Genomic DNA, 16,890 nt, shown 5'->3' with positions numbered 1-16,890 from the left:
GCTCCGCGTGGAAACGCCGCCCTGGACGCTCTGCGTCCACTACAGCACCACGCTCGGCAACCACAGCGACAATGCCGGAATGTAGGTCACCGCCATCAACACCAGAAACAGCACCGCATAAAACGGCAGCAGCGCCTTCACGGTCTTCTCGATGCTGACCTTGCCCACTGCCGCGCCTACGAACAGCACCGCGCCCACCGGCGGGGTGATCAGGCCGATCCCCAGGTTCACCAGCATGATCATGCCGAAGTGCACCGGGTCGACGCCGATGCCGAGGATCACCGGCAACAGGATCGGTGTGAGGATCAGGATCAGCGGCGCCATGTCCATCACCGTGCCGAGCAACAGCAGCATCACGTTGATGCACATCAGGATCACGTAGCGGTTGTCCGACAGGGTCAGGAACAGCGTGGTGATCTTCGCCGGTATCTGCATCAGGGTCATGATGTAGCCGAAGCTGGCGGCGAAGGCGATCAGGATCATCACGATGGAAATGGTGCGCACCGTGCGGTGCATCAGCTTGGGCAGCTCACTCCATTTGTAGTCGCGGTAGATGAACATGGTCACGAAGAACGCCCACAGCACTGCAATCGCGGCCGACTCGGTGGCGGTGAAGATACCCGACAGGATGCCGCCAAGGATGATCACCATGGCCATCAGGCCCCAGAGCGCGTCGGCGGCGATCTTCAGCGCCTGCTTCAAGGGGATGACTTCGCCTTTGGGGTAATCGCGCTTTCTCGCGAAGATCAGGCACAGCACCATCAGGCACGCGCTCATCAACAGGCCTGGCACCACACCGGCCATGAACAGCGAGGCGATCGAAACGGTGCCGCCTGCCGCCAGGGAGTAGAGCACCGAGTTATGGCTGGGCGGCGTAAGCAACGCCTGCACCGAGCCGCTGACCGTCACCGCAGTGGCAAATTCGCGCGGATAGCCGCGGCGTTCCATCTCCGGAATCAGCACCGAGCCGACCGACGCGGTGTCGGCCACCGACGAGCCGGAGATCGCGCCGAAAAACGTCGAGGCCATGATGTTGACCAGCGACAGCCCGCCGCGCACGAAGCCCACCAGCACCCCGGCAAACGCCACCAGCCGCCGCGACATGCCGCCCTCGGCCATGATCGCGCCGGCCAGTACGAAGAACGGAATCGCCATCAGCGAGAACTTGTTGACCCCGCCCGCCACCTGAATCATCAGGGCCTGGAACGGAATGTCGATCCACCATGCGCCGATCAGTGCCGACAAGCCCAGGGCATAGGCCACCGGCATGCCGATCAGGATCAAGGCGATAAAGCTGCCCAACAGAATAAACGCGTCCATATCAGGCGGCCCCTTCGCTTTCTTCAACCAGGTCGAAGCGCACCACGCGCCGGTTGCTCTGGTCGCCCAGCAGCAGTTTTTCCACCACGAATATCAAGGTCAGCAAACCGCCAATCGGGATTGGCATGTAAGTGATGCCGACCCGCAGCGTGGGGATGGCGCTCATGAACTGGTTCCAGGTGGACAGGCACAACTTGGTGCCCCAGATCGTCATGAACAGACAGATGGTGCCCATGAGCAGTTGCGAAACAATGCCGACGACGCGGCGTTGGGCGGTCGGCAGGCGGTCGGTGACCATGGCCACCGACATATGCGCACCGGCGCGGTAGCTGGCGGCGGCGCCGATGAAGGTGAAGACCAGCATCAGCAGGATCGCGGTGGGCTCCGGCCAGCTTGAGCCGGTGCCGAGGATATAGCGGGCAAAAATGCCCCAGGGAATGATCAGTGCGACCCCGAGCACCGAGAGGCCGGCGACCCAGATGCAGGTCATGTAGATGCGGTCGTTGATGCGCAGCAGTAGATTCTTCATGGCGTTCACCGTAACCGGGCGCGGCCGCTGCAAGAGAGCAGCGGACCGCGCCGGGCCTTGTCAGGAAGGAGGGCGTTATTGAACGGCGTCGATACGCTTGATGATGTCGGCGTAAGGCGCGCCGTACTTGGCGCGAACCTGTGCGGTGGCGTCATAGAAGGGTTTCTTGTCGACGGTGATGAACTCCACCCCGGCCTTCTTGAGTTTCTCCTCACTGCTGGCGGACTTGGCATCCCACAGCACCCGCTCATCAGCCTGGGCGGCCTTGGCGGCTTTCTTGACCATGTCCTGCTGCGCGGGGTTGAGCTTGTTCCAGGTGATCTTCGACATCACGATGGGCTCGGGCAAAATCAAATGCTCGGTGAGGGTGTAGTACTTGGCGTTCTGGAAATGGTTGTGCTCGAGCAGCGTCGGCGGGTTGTTTTCCGCGCCGTCGATCACACCGGTCTGCAATGCGCTGAAAATCTCGCCGGTGTCCATGGCAATGCCGTTGGCGCCCATCGCATTGAAGGCGTCGATGAACAGCGGGTTGCCCTGGACGCGAATTTTCATGCCCTTGAGGTCTTCGATCTTGCGCACCGGTTTCTTGGTGTAGAGATTGCGCGTGCCGCCGTCCATCCAGGCCAGGGCGACCAGGCCGAACTCGGAATCGGTGATCTTGGCCAGGATCTCGTCACCAATCTCGCCGTCGATGACCTTGCGCATGTGCGCCTGGTCGCGGAACACGAAGGGCAGGTTGAACACGTTGACGTCCGGTACCACCGGGCCGACGATGCCAAGGCTGACGCGGGTCATCTGCACGGCGCCGACCTGGGCCTGTTCGACCACTTCCTTTTCCGAGCCCAGCACGCCGCCGGGGAAGTACTTGAAGGTCAGTTCGCCGTTACTTTCCTTGGTCAGGGCCTTGCCCATGTTTTCTTCGGCAACAACGGTGGGGTAGCCGGCGGGGTGGATGTCGGCGAACTTGATTTCCAGCGCGTGAGCGGCGCTGCTGAGGGCGACGAGTGTGGCGGCGAGCAAGGTGCGTTTGAAGTCCATGAGGGGTCATTCCTGTCTTGTTATTGTTGTATTCAAGGCACAGCGATGCAGCTAGAGGATGAAGCTGGGTTCGGGCAATCCCTGCACGCCAGGGTTGAGGGCGAACACGCCGCCGGACAGCGATTGTTCACTCGCGTCGTCGCGGATCGAGGTGACGTACAGGGTGTCCAGGCGACTGCCGCCAAAGGCGCACATGGTGGGTTTTTTTACCGGTACGGGCAGCGACTGGTCGAGGCGGCCGTCCGGGGTGAAGCGGTGCACCAACCCGGCGTCGTTGGCGCAGATCCAGTAGCAGCCGTCGGCGTCTACCGCTGCGCCATCGGGCCGACCGAGGTGGTGATGCATGTCGACGAACACGCGGCGGTTGGACGGCGTGCCGGTCTCAATGTCGTAGTCGAAGGCCCAGATTTGCTGCACCAACGGGTGAGAATCGGAGGCGTACATCGTGCGGCCATCGGGGCTGAACGCCAGGCCGTTGAGGGTGATGAAACCGCCCAGCTGTGCGTGAGGCGCCGCACCTGACGCGTAGCGATAAAGAATGCCCTCGGCGGCGTTCAAGCTCATGTCCAGCACCATGCTGCCGGCCCAGAAGCGGCCCTGGCGATCACAGCGGCCGTCGTTCAGGCGCATATCCGCGCGCGGATGCTCGACACTGGCCAGCGGCATGGTCTCAAGGCTGCCATCGCTGCGCGGGGTCAGTTGGAAAAAACCGCTCTGCATGCCGGCAACCCAGTTGCCTTTATCGGTGCGCGCAATACAGGCGAGCACCTGCGGGGCCTGCCAGGTGGCGACGAGGCCGGTGGCCGCGTCCCAGCGCTGCAGGCGACCGTTGGGGATGTCCACCCAGTACAGGGCGTTTTCCTCGGGCACCCATACCGGGCATTCGCCCACGGCGTTGCGGGCGTCGACAATCAATTCTGCACTCATGGCCACTCATTCCCTTGGGTTGCTGTGAACTCAGTCACCGAATGGCCCAGCAGCGCAGAACGCGCCGCCCTGATAGAGCTTGGCCGGGTCGTTGTCAGCCACCGGCGGCTGGGCCTCGACCTGGGCGCGGAACACTTCGGAGCTGTCCTTGGGCGCAAAACCCAGGTGCGCGGCGTAGCGGTTGTCCCACCAGGTGTCCTGGTTATTCGACATGCCATAGACCACGGTATGGCCGACGTTCGGCGTGTACAGTGCGCGTTCGAGCAGTTGGGTCAGGTCGTCGAAGCTCAACCAGGTGTGCATCATCCGGCGGTTCTGCGGTTCCGGGAACGAGGAGCCGATACGGATGCTCACGGTCTCGATGCCGTAGCGGTCGAAGTAGAAACTCGCCATGTCTTCGCCATAGGACTTGGACAGGCCGTAGTAGCTGTCCGGGCGGCGCGGTGAGTGGGCGTCGAGCTTTTCGTCCTGTGGGTAGAAGCCGATCACATGGTTGGAGCTGGCGAAGATCACGCGCTTCACACCATGACGGCGTGCGGCTTCGTAGATGTGGAAAACGCCGCTGATATTAGCGCCGAGCACTTCTTCGAAAGGGCGCTCCACCGACACGCCGCCAAAGTGCAGGATCGCATCGACGCCTTCCACCAAATGGTGCACGGCTTGTTTGTCGGAAAGATCGCAGGTTTGTACTTCTTCATGGGCGGCGGCAGGGGCCATATCAGCGATGTCTGACAGGCGCAGCACCTGGGCGTAGGGACGCATGCGCTCGCGCAGCACTTTACCCAGGCCGCCGGCGGCACCGGTGAGCAGGATGCGGTTGAAGGGAACGGGGGTCGTGGTGGTCATGGGTAGTCCAATTTTTTGTTGTAGGTTGTCGTATGACTAGGCCGAAGTATTGTTAGGGATCCCCAGGTTGTCAACGTTCTTGCAGACGAGTGAGATTCAAATATGGGAGGGGGCATGCTCCCGATAGCGGTGGCCCAGTCAGAAATGTATTCACAGACACTCCCTCATCGGGGGCAAGCCCCCTCCCACATTGGTTTTGCAGTGGTTTTTAGATCACCAACAACTTTTAAAGCAGTGAGATTGGATAGCTGACAAAGATCCGGTTCTCATCGAACTCGTTATTGCTGAAATCCCGACGCATGGTCGAGTTACGCCATCTGACGTTCAGGTCCTTCAGTGCGCCGCTCTGCACGGTGTAGGCGAGTTCCGATTCGCGGCCCCATTCCTTGCCGTCGGTGATTGCCCCGGTGTGCACGTTAGTGCCGCTGATGTAGCGGTTCATCATGGTCAAGCCAGGAATGCCAAGCACCACAAAGTTAAAGTCATGGCGCAGCTGCCAGGATTTTTCCTTGGCGTTGTCATAGCTGGAGTTATAGCTGTCGTTGGCCAGCGTGCCGCCGCTGGTGCCGTTAACCCGCATCCACACACTGTCGCCGGTGAGTTTCTGCAGGCCCACGTAGAAGGTGTTGCCGTTGTACTTGGCCGACAGCAGGGCGAACACGGTCTTGTTGTCGAGGTCGCCGGCCAGGGCGCTGCCGTCTTCCTTGCCATTGAAGAAGCCGAGGTTGGCGCCCAGGGTCCAGTCACCCACCGGCTGGGTGTGGGTGAGGTTGAGGTACTGCTGCTGGTAGATATCGGTGAGTTCGGCGTACCACAGGCCGACCTGGGTGCGCTTGTCATTGAATGTGTATTCGCCGCCGCCGAAGTTGAACCGGTCGGAGGTGAACGCGGCTTTGCCGTTCATGAACATGTCTTCCATGCTCGCGTCGTTGCGCGGGCTGTTGCCGCGAAACTGGCCGCCGTAGAGGGTCAGGCCGGCGATCTCGTTGGACGTCACCTGGCCGCCGCGGAAGGTCTGGGGCAGGGAGCGGCCATCATCGGAGCGCAGGATCGGCAGCACCGGCATCCATTCGCCGACCTTCAACTCTGTCTTCGATAACTTGGTTTTCAATGCCACGCCCAGGCGTCCGAAATTATCGGCGGGGCGCCCATCGTCATGCACCGGCAGCAATTGGGTGCCAGCGGTGCCTTTGCCGCCATCGAGCTTTTGCGAGTACAGGCCCAGGACATCAATGCCGAAACCCACGGTGCCACGGGTGTAGCCGGACCTGGCATCGAGAATGAAGTTCTGCGTCCACTCTTCGGCTTTGCCCTGGGGATTGGCGGGGTTGGTGAAGTTACGGTTGAAGTAGGCGTTGCGCAGGTTGAGCGTGGCCTTGGCATCGTCGACGAACCCATCGGCGTGCGCCGTGAGGGGTAAGGTACATGCAAGGCTGCCGAGGCTGATCAAACCGAGACGCGAGGACAAATGACGGGCGAATTGACTCACAGTGAGGCTCCCTTTTCTTTTGTTGTTTTTATTATTCGTCATACGTTGTCGTACAACGTTGGGCGCGATATTTACGGGGTTTTAAGGGAGTGTCAAGTAGAAGTTATAGGATGACTTGCTCGGCCTATCTAAATGTGGACACGGTTCAAAATGTGGGAGGGGGCTTGCCCCCGATAGCGATGATTCAGTCACATGTTTAGTGACTGGCACACCGCATCGGGGGCAAGCCCCCTCCCACATTTGATTGGTGACAAAGATGAGAATGGCGGGGTTTCAGCCGGCCATGACCATTGGCGGCAGGGTGCCCAACAGCGATACCGCAGCCACCGCTGCAACACCTAGTAACCATTCCGTCATCACGCTGGCCTTCAAGCTGCCCACCCGCTGGTCGCACTGTTCCACGCGCAATCGGTTCAGCAACGCCAGCGCCAACATGCCCGCTACCAGCAGCACCTTGATCAGCAGAATTAAGGCAAACCCTTCGAACGGCGGGGTAGGCCACAGTTGGCCGGTGAGCACGCGCACGTTGATCAAGCCGGTCACCAGCAGGCCGGCGACCAAGCCATAGCCCACGCCACTGAAGCGCCGCAGGATTGGCTGCAGCGCGAAGTGGGAGGATTGCCTGAGGATCAGCACCAGCAACAGCAAGCCCCCAAGCCATGCGCCAACGCACATCAAGTGCACCACTTGATTGAGGATCAGCAGTCGCCCGCTGAGCCCATCGAGCATGGCGCCATGCCCGACCGGTGCCAGCGTCGCCAACAGCAGCGCGACCAGCGGCAGGCGCAGTGCGGCCCAGGGTTTGACCAGTACAATGACCAGCGCCAGGCTGAGCAGCAAATGCCACACCCACACCTGCCCAAAGAAGGTCTTGCCCAGTACCAGTTCCACAGTGGCTGGCTGCAACGCCGCATCCCAACTGCCGGCCATGCTCGCGGTGATTAGCAGCAGCCAGGCGACACCGGAGCCCAGCCCCAGCCACGCCAGCCCACGGGTAATGCGCAGCACTTGCCGGTCGAGTGCCGGTTGCGCGGCCGCGCCGAGCAACAGGGGCCTGAACACACTGGCCCCGAACATCAACAGCACAACGATGAAATGCACAAAGCGGCACAGCACCAGCAGGGTCGCCATGGATTATTGGCCAACCTTGAAGCTGTAAGTGCCTTCGCTCTTGTGGGTGTCGACGGACACGGCGTGCCACTCGACCTTGTAAGTACCGGCCGCCAGCGGAGCGGCAGGGGTGACCACCAGGGTTTTTTTGTCGGTGTCCGGGGTTTCCAGGCCCTTGATCGCGATTTCCGTGCCGTCCTTGCTCAGGGACACCTTGGTGAACGTCGCTTCGACGCCTTCGCTGAAGGTCAGGCGCAGGTCTGTCGGTGCGGCAACGCTGCTGTCTGCCGCTGGCGTGGCGCTTTTCAGGTGTGCATGGGCAAAGGCTGCAGACGCGCCCAGCAGGGAGGCGAGCAGGGCGACGATGGTCAGGGACTTCTTGATCAACATTGTTCAATACCAATCAGAGGATGGAAGCGAGCAGTGTACGAAGTTTCGGTTCGGCGTGTCGCCCCGATCTAGAGCGGATGGTAGTCTCTAGGTCGTGTTGTTGTCAGGGAGCCCTTATGGGCAATCACAAGATCGGAATTCGGCGGATCAACGTCGAGAAAATCCTGCTGGCCGCAGAGAAAGTCTTCGCTGAAAAAGGCTATGGCAGCACCGCCATGGCCGACATCGCCAAAGAGGCACAACTGCCGCGCTCGAACCTGCATTACTACTTCACCACTAAGAGCGAACTGTACAGCGCGGTGCTGTTCGACCTGCTGGACCTGTGGAAACAGGACGCCCTGAGCTTCGAGACCTTCGATGATCCACGGGTGGTGCTCAGCAGCTACATTCGCGCCAAGATGCAGCGCTCGCGCACACGGCCGTATGGTTCGAAAGTCTGGGCCAATGAAATCATCCACGGTGCGCCCACCCTGGGTGAGGCGCTGGATGAAAGCCTGTACGACTGGGCCAAGATGAAAGAAGCGAAAATTCGCCATTGGGTGGAAGACAAACGCATCCTGCCGGTGGAGCCGTCGAGCCTGCTGTACATGATCTGGGCGTCGACCCAGCACTATGCCGACTTCGATCATCAGGTGAACATTTTGAATGATCACCAACCGTTGTCGGATATGCAGTTTGAGCGGGCGATACAGACGGTGACCGGGGTGATATTGCGCGGGATTGGGCTGGAGCCTTGAATAGTGTGGTGAGGTTGAGGGCCCCATCGGGAGCAAGCCCCCTCCCACACTTGGCTGTGTGAACCCAATCAAATGTGGGAGGGGGCTTGCCCCCGATAGCGGCCTACAGGACTACACAGCCTCCCGATAGGGATTCCTCGGATCCTGGGTCCAATTCAAAAACGGCTTGCCCGTGTCGACCGGCACCATCTCGATACAATCGGCCACCGGGCAGGTGATCTGGCACAAATTGCAGCCCACGCACTCGTCATCGATCACCTCATATTTATGCGTGCCATCCGCCTGCTTCAAGCTGGCGATGGCCTGGTGCGAGGTATCCTCACAGGCGATATGGCAACGCCCACAGCCGATACACGCCGCTTGGTCGATTTTGGCGATCACCTGGTAGTTGATGTCCAGGTACTTCCAATCCGTGGTGTTGCCCACCGCGCGCCCGGAAAATTCCTGCAAGCTCTGGTAACCCTGAGTGTCCATCCACCGCGACAGCCCGTCCTTCATCTCTTCGACGATGCGGAACCCATGCAGCATCGCCGCCGTGCACACCTGCACCGCGCCGCAGCCCAGGGCAACGAATTCAGCGGCGTCACGCCAGTTGCCGATGCCGCCGATACCGCAGATGGGCAAGCCCTGGGTCTGCGGGTCGCGGGCGATTTCGGCGACCATGTTCAGCGCAATCGGCTTCACCGCCGAGCCGCAGTAGCCGCCGTGGGTACTCTGGCTGCCGACCATGGGCAGGGCGACCATGCGCTCCAGGTCGACGCTGGTGATGGAGTTGATGGTATTGATCAACGACACCGCATCCGCGCCGCCGCGATAGGCCGCCCGCGCGGCCACGCGAATATCCGTGATGTTGGGCGTGAGCTTGACGATCACCGGCAGCGAGCAATACGTCTTGCACCAGCGCGTCACCTGCTCCACGTACTCAGGCACCTGGCCAACCGCCGCGCCCATGCCGCGTTCGGGCATGCCGTGGGGGCAGCCGAAATTCAGCTCGATACCGTCGCAGCCGGTGGCTTCCACCTGCGGCAGGATATTTTTCCAGGATTCTTCAACACAGGGCACCATCAGCGACACGATCAATGCGCGGTCGGGCCAGTCCTTTTTCACCTGGGTGATTTCGCGCAGGTTGATCTCCAGGGAGCGGTCGGTGATCAGCTCGATATTATTGATACCCAGCACTTCGCGATTCGCCCCGTAGTGAGCCGAGTAGCGCGACGATACGTTGACCGCCGCCGGGTCTTCACCCAGGGTCTTCCACACCACGCCGCCCCAGCCGGCCTCGAACGCGCGCACCACGTTGTAGGCCTTGTCGGTGGGCGGTGCGGAGGCCAGCCAGAACGGGTTGGGCGCTTTGATGCCGGCGAACACAATCGATAGATCGGCCATTACGCGGCCTCCACGTTGAGCATGAGTTGAGCGTGCATGGCCTCGGCGGCCAGCTTGCCGTGTTGCACCGCCTGCACGGTGAGGTCCTGGCCGAGGCTGACGCAGTCGCCGCCGGCATACACTCCGGGAATGCTGGTGCGCAGTTGTTCGTCGACGAAGATGCGTTCGCCCACGCGATGCAGCTGCTGAGCCAGCGGGTCGTGCAGCGCGTCGTTGTCAAAACCCTGGCCGATGGCCTTGAAGATCGCGTCTGCGGCCAATTCGAAGGTTTCTCCGGTGGGGTGCAGGCGACCGTTCTTCATGCGCGTACGAGCGAAGCGCATACCGCGTACATGCCCCTGGTCATCGAGCAGCACCTGCTCGGGCTGGGCCCAGGTCAGCAGGCGAACCTGGTTGGCCTTGGCGATGTCTTGCTCATGGTGGGTCGCGCCCATGTCATCCAGGCCACGGCGGTACACCAGGTTCACATCACGCGCACCGAGCCGCGCCATTTGCACGGCCATGTCGATGGCGGTGTTGCCGGCGCCGAGTACGATGCAGCGGTCGGCCAGCGGCAGTTGGGTGAGGTCATCGGCCTGGCGCAGTTCGCGGATGTAGTCGGTGGCGGCGAGCAGGCCGGGGGCGTCTTCGTCGGGCAGGCCGAGGCGTTTGCTGGCCGCCAGGCCGAGGCCGAGGAACACCGCGTCAAATTGCGCGTGCAACTCGCTCAGGGTGAGGTTGTCGCCCAGGCGCTGGCCATGACGGATCTCGATGCCGCCGATCTGCAGGAGGAAATCCAGTTCCTTCTGGGCGAAGTCGTCCACCAGTTTGTACTTGGCGATTCCGTATTCATTCAAGCCGCCGGCTTTTTCCCGGGCTTCGAAGACCACCACGTCATGACCGTGCAGGGCCGCACGGTGGGCGCACGCCAGGCCCGCCGGCCCGGCGCCGACCACCGCGATGCGTTTGCCGGTGGGCGCGGCACGTTGGAACGGGTGCTGGCTGAAATGCGCGTTGTCAATGGCATAGCGTTGCAGCAGGCCGATCAGCACCGGGGCGCATTCGTCGGCGTTGTTACGCACGCACGCTTGCTGGCACAGGATTTCCGTAGGACAGACTCGAGCGCAACTGCCGCCGAGGATGTTGGCCGAGAGGATTTTCTGCGCTGCGCCCTGGACGTTGTCGGTGTGGATATTGCGGATGAACGAGGGGATGTCGATTTCGCTGGGGCACGCGTTCACGCACGGGGCGTCGTAGCAATACAGGCAGCGCGAGGCTTCAAGCTGGGCCTGGCGGGCGTTGAGGGGCGGCGCCAGGTCGGTGAAATGGCTGGCGAGGGTGGGCCCGTCGTCATGGGGATGGGGGAGGTGGGTCAGGGTCTGGATCACGGTGGTGGCCTCACGGTTATTGAGGTGCTGCCTCTGATGGGCGATCGTTCCCATGCTCTGCGTGGGAATGCCTTATTGGACGCTCTGCGTCCGCTCTTGGAACGCGGAGCGTCCCTGGCTGCATTCCCACGCAGAGCGTGGGAATGATCATGTGCGCTGTATGTTCAGCGTTTCACCGCAGTGGGCCTGGAATGCTCCGCCCGCTTGCGCAACTGTTCGAACACCGCCGGATACGCTGGCCGCTGCACATACCGCCCGGCCCCACGCTCGGCGCGCAGGTCGCCATCGGCCCAGACCAGCTTGCCCTGGCTGATGGTGTGGCTCGGCACGCCGCGTACGGTCTTGCCTTCGAAGATGTTGAAATCGACTTGCTGATGATGGGTCTTGGCGGAAATGGTGCGCGTGCCCTCCGGGTCCCACAGCACCAGGTCGGCATCGGCGCCGACGCGAATCGCGCCTTTGCGCGGGTAGAGGTTGAAGATCTTCGCGGTGTTGGTGGAGGTCAGCGCGACGAAGGCCTGCATCGACAGACGCCCGGTGTTGACACCCTCATGCCACAGCAGCGCCATGCGGTCTTCGATACCGGCGGTGCCGTTGGGGATCTTGCTGAAGTCGTCACGCCCGACGGCCTTTTGCTCGGCGCAGAAGCAGCAATGGTCGGTGGCGGTGGTGTGCAGGTTGCCCGATTGCAGACCGTGCCACAGCGCCTCCTGGTGGCCGCGCGGGCGGAACGGTGGGCTCATCACGTAGCCGGCGGCGGTCTGCCAGTCGGGGTGTTGATAGACGCTGTCGTCCAGCAGCAGGTGGCCGGCGAGGACTTCACCGTAGACCGCCTGGCCCTTGCCTCGGGCATAGGTAATTTCGTCCAGCGCCTCCTGGGTGGAAACGTGCACCAGGTACAACGGCGTGCCGATGGTCTCGGCGATACGAATTGCACGGCTGGCCGCTTCGCCTTCCACCTGGGAAGGGCGCGACAGCGGATGCGCTTCCGGCCCGGTGATGCCCTGGGCCATCAGCTTGCGTTGCAGGTGATAGACCAGCTCGCCGTTTTCCGCATGCACCGTGGGCACCGCGCCCAGTTCGAGGCAGCGTTCGAAACTGGCCACCAGGGTATCGTCGGCCGCCATGATCGCGTTCTTGTAGGCCATGAAATGCTTGAAGCTGTTGATGCCGTGATGGCTGACCAGCTCGGCCATTTCCTCGCGGACCTGTTCGCTCCACCAGGTGATCGCCACATGAAAGCCGTAGTCGGACGCCGATTTCTCGGCCCAGCCGCGCCACTGGTGGAACGCCTCCATCAACGACTGCTGCGGGTTGGGGATCACGAAGTCGATGATCGACGTGGTGCCACCGGCCAACCCCGCCGCCGTGCCACTGAAAAAATCTTCACTGGCCACGGTGCCCATGAACGGAAGTTGCATATGGGTATGGGGATCGATGCCACCGGGCATCAAGTACTGGCCGCTGCCGTCGAGTGTTTCAGTGCCGGCGGGAATATCCAGGTCCGTGCCGATAGCACGAATCAGACCGCCTGCGCATAACACATCGGCGCGGTAACTTTCATCATGGGTAATAACGGTAGCGCCACGGATCAACAGCGACATGTCGAGTTCCTCACAGGCTTGACCGGCTTGTGCCAGTTCTAAGTGTTGTAATACGGCTCGCCGATAACTGGTTGATTCCTGTCATCGGTGACAGGAATAGAAACTAGCCCGAGTTTTTCGATTGAGCAAGAATATTTTTATTAAGCTTATAACCAATATAACTATTTGATTTAAAAGGTTAAAAATCAAAATTCACCAAAATGAAGCAGCCTCACACCATTTTGACGCACTTGACAGGTTGTCGATTTGAACAACATTTCTTATTGCAAATCAGCCGGTTGAACGATGGCGCTTGACGGGGCTGATAAATAAAAATAATTGTGTTGCACCAGATTGAGTCCTGAAGGTTCGGACAACTTCCTTGCTATTCACCCTGAGTTCCAGGGCAAGTTCCGAAGATGCAATCGGTCAACCAGATAAAGCTGATAAACATCAGCCAGTTATAGATGCAGTGTGGGTCGGGAAGCGATGGTCGGCACGGTTATTGAGTGCAGTGGCGGCTGGCCGGGCCCGAGATGTCATGTTGTCGACGAGGTACTCCGGCCACCTGCCTTAACCGTGCAGGTGAGCAAGAATAATTTTAAAAAAACCGTGGAGCGGCCATGCAACAGAACAGATCGCAAGTCATCGAACGTAACGGCCTGTACGAACTCGACGCCGGCCCCGACGTCCTCGACAGCCCTCGCTACAACCACGACATGGCACCGACCAAGGTGCACGAACGCACCTGGAACAAATGGCACATCACCGCGCTGTGGGTCGGCATGTCGATTTGTGTGCCTACCTACACGTTGGGCGGTGTGCTCACCGCGTACTTCGGGTTGTCGGTGGGCGAGGCGCTGATGGCGATTTTGCTGGCCAACATCGTGGTGCTTATCCCCCTCACGCTCAATGCGTTTCCCGGTACGAAATACGGCATCCCGTTTCCGGTGCTGTTGCGCTCATCGTTCGGCATCCTCGGCTCCAACGTGCCATGCCTGATTCGGGCACTGGTGGCGTGCGGCTGGTTTGGCATCCAGACGATGTTTGGCGGCCTGGCGATTCACTTGTTCCTGGGCTCGATTTTCGAGGGTTGGAAATCCCTTGGCGGCACCGGGGAAGTGATCGGTTTCATGATTTTCTGGTGCCTGAATTTGTGGGTGGTGCTGCGCGGCGCCGAGTCGATCAAGCGCCTGGAAACCCTCTCGGCGCCGTTGCTGGTCGCTGTGGGCATTGGCTTGCTGGTGTGGGCGATGCCGAATGTGTCGATCAGTGAGCTGATGGCGATTCCACCCAAGCGTCCCGAAGGCGCGAGCCTGACGGGTTATTTCATGGCGGGCCTGACTGCCATGGTCGGGTTCTGGGCCACCTTGTCGCTGAATATCCCGGACTTCAGCCGCTATGCCAAAAGCCAGAAGGACCAGATCCTCGGGCAGATTTTCGGCCTGCCGCTGACTATGTTCCTGTTCGCTGCGCTTGGCGTGATCATGACTGCGGCCTCGGTGAAACTGGTGGGGGTCAGCGTGTCCGACCCGGTTACCCTGATCGGCCATATCCAGAGCCCGGTGTGGGTGGCTATCGCCATGGCGCTGATCATCATCGCCACCTTGTCCACCAACACGGCGGCGAACATTGTCTCGCCGACCAACGACTTCCAGAACATCGCGCCCAAGCTGATCAATCGCACCACGGCGGTGATTCTTACGGGGGTGGTGGGGCTGGCGTTGATGGCCCATGAGCTGCTGAAAAAACTCGGGCTGATCGTGTCCGATGTCAGCCTGGAGACGGTGTATTCCAACTGGCTGCTCGGCTACTCCAGCCTGTTGGGGCCGATCGCCGGGATCATGGTGGTGGACTACTTCATCACCCGCAGACAGCAGCTGGACCTGGCCGGTTTGTACCGCGACGACGTGTACCCGGCGTGGAACTGGAGCGGCTTCGTCGCGTTTGGCGTGCCGGTGGTGCTGACCTTGCTGTCCCTGGGCAGCGATGCATTCAGTTGGTTCTATAGCTACGGCTGGTTTACCGGTTCGGCATTGGGCGGGCTGTTGTATTACGCGCTCAATGCCAGGCGCGCGATCACCCCAGTCGCAGCCAAATCATCCTTGTGAACACAGTCAATGTGGGAGGGGGCAAGCCCTCTCCCACATTGGAATGCGGTCCAATCATAAGAAATGTAGCCTGAGGAGATCCCCATGAACGCTGCCCTCGACGTTTTGCAATCGACCCATCAGCACATCAACCGCGACCGCTTGTGGCAGTCGCTGATGGACCTGGCCAAGCTCGGCGCAACCCCAAAAGGCGGGGTGTGCCGGCTGGCCCTCACCGACCTCGACCGCAAGGCGCGCGACCTGTTTGTGCAGTGGTGCGAGCAGGCCGGTTGCACGGTGACCGTCGACGGCATCGGCAATATTTTCGCCCGGCGCCCTGGGCGCAATCCCGACCTGCCGCCAGTGATGACCGGCAGCCACATCGACACCCAGCCCACGGGCGGCAAGTTCGACGGTTGCTTCGGCGTGCTGGCCGGGGTGGAAGTCCTGCGTACCCTCAACGACCTCAAGCTTGAAACCGAGGCGCCGCTGGAGGTGGTGGTGTGGACCAACGAAGAAGGCTCGCGCTTTCCACCCTGCATGATGGGCTCCGGCGTGTTCGCCGAGAAATTCACCCTGGGCGAGACCTTGGCCAAGGTCGATGCGGACGGCGTCAGCGTGGGCGATGCGTTGAATGCGATCGGCTATGCGGGTACGCGGCCGGTGAGCGGGCACAAGGTCGGGGCGTACTTCGAAGCGCATATCGAACAGGGGCCGATCCTTGAGGATGAGAAAAAGACCATCGGCGTGGTGCTTGGCGCACTCGGGCAGAAATGGTTCGACCTGAAACTGCGTGGCGTCGAAGCACACGCGGGGCCTACGCCGATGCACCTGCGCAAGGACGCCCTGGTCGGCGCGGCAGCGGTGGTGGCTGCGGTGAATGCGGCGGCGCTGGGGCATCAGCCGCACGCCTGTGGGACCGTGGGTTGCCTGCAGGCGTATCCCGGTTCGCGCAATGTGATTCCCGGTGAAGTGCGCATGACCCTGGATTTTCGTCACTTGGAGCCGGCGCGGCTGGATTCGATGATTGCCCAGGTGCGCACGGTGATTGATGAGACCTGCGCCAAACATGGGTTGAGTTTCGAGCTGGAACCCACCGCCGACTTCCCGCCGCTGTACTTCGACAAGGGCTGCGTAGACGCCGTGCGCGATGCGGCGAATGGCTTGGGCTTGTCGAATATGGACATCGTCAGCGGGGCCGGGCACGACGCGATTTTCCTCGCCGAACTGGGCCCGGCAGGCATGATCTTCGTGCCGTGTGAAGGCGGCATCAGCCATAACGAAATCGAGAACGCCGCGCCGGATGATCTGGCAGCGGGGTGTGCGGTGTTGTTGCGCGCGATGCTGGCCGCTTCGGCGGCTATTGCCAGCGGCAAGCTTGCGGCGTGAAATGCGGTTAAAAAAATGTGGGAGGGGGCTTGCTCCCGATGGCGGTGGGTCAGTCGATAAGTTTTTGGCTGATACACCGCCATCGGGAGCAAGCCCCCTCCCACATTTGAACGGTGTGCTTCAGATACAGCGTCAGACCCAGATGGCATCCCACAATGGGTAGTCACCAATTCGCTCGACTAATCCCGCTCGCAATGGGTTGGCCACTACGTACCGGGCCATTTTTACAAGGTCATCTTCTTTGCGCAGTGCTCGGTCGTGGAAGCTTTCCTGCCAGAGTCGGCCCTTGCGTCCAGTTGCGCCGTTGATGGTTCGTGTACTTTTGGATTTTACCTGGCACATCAGGTTTGCCAGCGAGCCTTTTTTCAACTCGATGATCCAGTGGAAATGGTCGGGCATGACCACCCATGCCAGGGAGTTCGCCAGCCCTTGGTATTGGGCTAGCCGAAACTGCCAGACGACCAGGCGCCCGAGGTGAAAATCGCTGAATAGGCGAATACGTTCATGGGTATTGGTGGTGATCAAGTAGATGCGGTTCGGTTCGCTGAACCGGCCGATGCGCAGGCGATGTGAAGCGGGTAGATCAGGCATTCCTTAGCCTCTCTGCTAAGTGGATGCTGAGAGGCTAGAAGGGGTGGGCTGAAGATGTCGTTCAGGCTTTTGGCAGGATGTGTCTGGGAGGGCGCTAT

15 protein-coding genes are annotated in these 16,890 nt (G+C 60.9%); 3 read left to right on the top strand and 12 right to left on the bottom strand.

Annotated elements, in window-relative coordinates; translation table 11 throughout:
- Positions 1 to 39 precede the first annotated feature (39 nt).
- The 8 genes from C4J90_RS16585 to copC all read right to left on the bottom strand — a co-directional run bounded on the left by C4J90_RS16585 (position 40) and on the right by copC (position 7,649).
- On the bottom strand, positions 40 to 1,320 hold the full coding sequence (locus C4J90_RS16585) for a TRAP transporter large permease (RefSeq protein ID WP_124363412.1): 1,281 nt from the start codon (positions 1,318 to 1,320) through the stop codon (positions 40 to 42).
- A 1-nt stretch (position 1,321) separates the two neighbouring features.
- The gene (locus C4J90_RS16580; protein WP_124363411.1) at positions 1,322 to 1,849 is read right to left on the bottom strand and encodes a TRAP transporter small permease; all 528 of its coding nucleotides are present in this window, start codon (positions 1,847 to 1,849) and stop codon (positions 1,322 to 1,324) included.
- A gap of 75 nt (positions 1,850 to 1,924) precedes the next feature.
- Positions 1,925 to 2,887: a TRAP transporter substrate-binding protein gene (locus C4J90_RS16575; RefSeq protein WP_124363410.1), complete on the bottom strand. Its 963-nt coding sequence runs from the start codon at positions 2,885 to 2,887 to the stop codon at positions 1,925 to 1,927.
- Positions 2,888 to 2,938: 51 nt separating this feature from the next.
- Positions 2,939 to 3,814, bottom strand: a complete 876-nt coding sequence (locus tag C4J90_RS16570) for an SMP-30/gluconolactonase/LRE family protein (protein WP_124415056.1) — start codon at positions 3,812 to 3,814, stop codon at positions 2,939 to 2,941.
- Between the two features lie 30 nt (positions 3,815 to 3,844).
- Positions 3,845 to 4,660 (bottom strand): NAD(P)-dependent oxidoreductase, encoded by an 816-nt coding sequence (locus C4J90_RS16565; RefSeq protein ID WP_124363408.1) that lies wholly within the window; start codon positions 4,658 to 4,660, stop codon positions 3,845 to 3,847.
- 226 nt (positions 4,661 to 4,886) lie between these two features.
- Positions 4,887 to 6,149, bottom strand: a complete 1,263-nt coding sequence (locus C4J90_RS16560; RefSeq protein ID WP_124420353.1) for an OprD family porin — start codon at positions 6,147 to 6,149, stop codon at positions 4,887 to 4,889.
- 273 nt (positions 6,150 to 6,422) lie between these two features.
- Positions 6,423 to 7,280 (bottom strand): copper homeostasis membrane protein CopD, encoded by an 858-nt coding sequence (gene copD, locus C4J90_RS16555; RefSeq protein ID WP_124420352.1) that lies wholly within the window; start codon positions 7,278 to 7,280, stop codon positions 6,423 to 6,425.
- Between the two features lie 3 nt (positions 7,281 to 7,283).
- Complete coding sequence (copC, locus tag C4J90_RS16550) at positions 7,284 to 7,649, bottom strand: copper homeostasis periplasmic binding protein CopC (RefSeq protein ID WP_124363405.1); 366 nt, start codon at positions 7,647 to 7,649, stop codon at positions 7,284 to 7,286.
- Positions 7,650 to 7,765: 116 nt separating this feature from the next.
- Between copC and C4J90_RS16545 the strand changes: the two genes are divergently transcribed.
- Positions 7,766 to 8,386 carry a TetR/AcrR family transcriptional regulator gene (locus C4J90_RS16545; protein WP_124363404.1) on the top strand — a complete coding sequence of 207 codons (621 nt, stop codon included), beginning with the start codon at positions 7,766 to 7,768 and terminating at the stop codon, positions 8,384 to 8,386.
- A 111-nt stretch (positions 8,387 to 8,497) separates the two neighbouring features.
- Here C4J90_RS16545 and preA read toward each other — a convergent pair whose 3' ends face one another.
- The 3 genes from preA to hydA form a co-directional block, all read right to left on the bottom strand.
- Positions 8,498 to 9,772: an NAD-dependent dihydropyrimidine dehydrogenase subunit PreA gene (preA, locus tag C4J90_RS16540; RefSeq protein ID WP_124420351.1), complete on the bottom strand. Its 1,275-nt coding sequence runs from the start codon at positions 9,770 to 9,772 to the stop codon at positions 8,498 to 8,500.
- On the bottom strand, positions 9,772 to 11,139 hold the full coding sequence (locus C4J90_RS16535) for an NAD(P)-dependent oxidoreductase (protein WP_124420350.1): 1,368 nt from the start codon (positions 11,137 to 11,139) through the stop codon (positions 9,772 to 9,774). The genes preA and C4J90_RS16535 overlap by 1 nt, the downstream gene beginning before the upstream one ends.
- 164 nt (positions 11,140 to 11,303) lie before the next feature.
- Positions 11,304 to 12,743: a dihydropyrimidinase gene (gene hydA, locus C4J90_RS16530; RefSeq protein ID WP_124420349.1), complete on the bottom strand. Its 1,440-nt coding sequence runs from the start codon at positions 12,741 to 12,743 to the stop codon at positions 11,304 to 11,306.
- 602 nt (positions 12,744 to 13,345) lie between these two features.
- On the opposite strand from hydA, the gene C4J90_RS16525 reads away from it, so the two are divergent.
- On the top strand, positions 13,346 to 14,833 hold the full coding sequence (locus C4J90_RS16525; RefSeq protein WP_124420348.1) for an NCS1 family nucleobase:cation symporter-1: 1,488 nt from the start codon (positions 13,346 to 13,348) through the stop codon (positions 14,831 to 14,833).
- Between the two features lie 84 nt (positions 14,834 to 14,917).
- Positions 14,918 to 16,201, top strand: a complete 1,284-nt coding sequence (locus tag C4J90_RS16520) for a Zn-dependent hydrolase (protein WP_124363399.1) — start codon at positions 14,918 to 14,920, stop codon at positions 16,199 to 16,201.
- A gap of 132 nt (positions 16,202 to 16,333) precedes the next feature.
- Here the strand turns inward: C4J90_RS16520 and C4J90_RS16515 are convergent, their stop codons facing one another.
- Positions 16,334 to 16,792 (bottom strand): transposase, encoded by a 459-nt coding sequence (locus C4J90_RS16515; RefSeq protein ID WP_124420347.1) that lies wholly within the window; start codon positions 16,790 to 16,792, stop codon positions 16,334 to 16,336.
- Positions 16,793 to 16,890 lie beyond the last annotated feature (98 nt).

The sequence above is a fragment of the Pseudomonas sp. R2-60-08W genome, assembly GCF_003852335.1.
In the GTDB taxonomy this organism is placed as follows: domain Bacteria; phylum Pseudomonadota; class Gammaproteobacteria; order Pseudomonadales; family Pseudomonadaceae; genus Aquipseudomonas.
Note: the sequence above shows the minus strand (reverse complement) of the source record. Positions and strands in the feature narration are given on the sequence as shown.

Bases quoted from the DNA above. Each gene is read 5' to 3' on its own strand.
- copC (WP_124363405.1), bottom strand. From the start codon at position 7,649: ATGTTGATCAAGAAGTCCCTGACCATCGTCGCCCTGCTCGCCTCCCTG.
- copD (WP_124420352.1), bottom strand. From the start codon at position 7,280: ATGGCGACCCTGCTGGTGCTGTGCCGCTTTGTGCATTTCATCGTTGTG.
- C4J90_RS16575 (WP_124363410.1), bottom strand. From the start codon at position 2,887: ATGGACTTCAAACGCACCTTGCTCGCCGCCACACTCGTCGCCCTCAGC.
- C4J90_RS16570 (WP_124415056.1), bottom strand. From the start codon at position 3,814: ATGAGTGCAGAATTGATTGTCGACGCCCGCAACGCCGTGGGCGAATGC.
- C4J90_RS16525 (WP_124420348.1), top strand. From the start codon at position 13,346: ATGCAACAGAACAGATCGCAAGTCATCGAACGTAACGGCCTGTACGAA.
- C4J90_RS16520 (WP_124363399.1), top strand. From the start codon at position 14,918: ATGAACGCTGCCCTCGACGTTTTGCAATCGACCCATCAGCACATCAAC.
- C4J90_RS16565 (WP_124363408.1), bottom strand. From the start codon at position 4,660: ATGACCACCACGACCCCCGTTCCCTTCAACCGCATCCTGCTCACCGGT.
- preA (WP_124420351.1), bottom strand. From the start codon at position 9,772: ATGGCCGATCTATCGATTGTGTTCGCCGGCATCAAAGCGCCCAACCCG.
- C4J90_RS16515 (WP_124420347.1), bottom strand. From the start codon at position 16,792: ATGCCTGATCTACCCGCTTCACATCGCCTGCGCATCGGCCGGTTCAGC.
- C4J90_RS16545 (WP_124363404.1), top strand. From the start codon at position 7,766: ATGGGCAATCACAAGATCGGAATTCGGCGGATCAACGTCGAGAAAATC.
- hydA (WP_124420349.1), bottom strand. From the start codon at position 12,743: ATGTCGCTGTTGATCCGTGGCGCTACCGTTATTACCCATGATGAAAGT.
- C4J90_RS16580 (WP_124363411.1), bottom strand. From the start codon at position 1,849: ATGAAGAATCTACTGCTGCGCATCAACGACCGCATCTACATGACCTGC.
- C4J90_RS16585 (WP_124363412.1), bottom strand. From the start codon at position 1,320: ATGGACGCGTTTATTCTGTTGGGCAGCTTTATCGCCTTGATCCTGATC.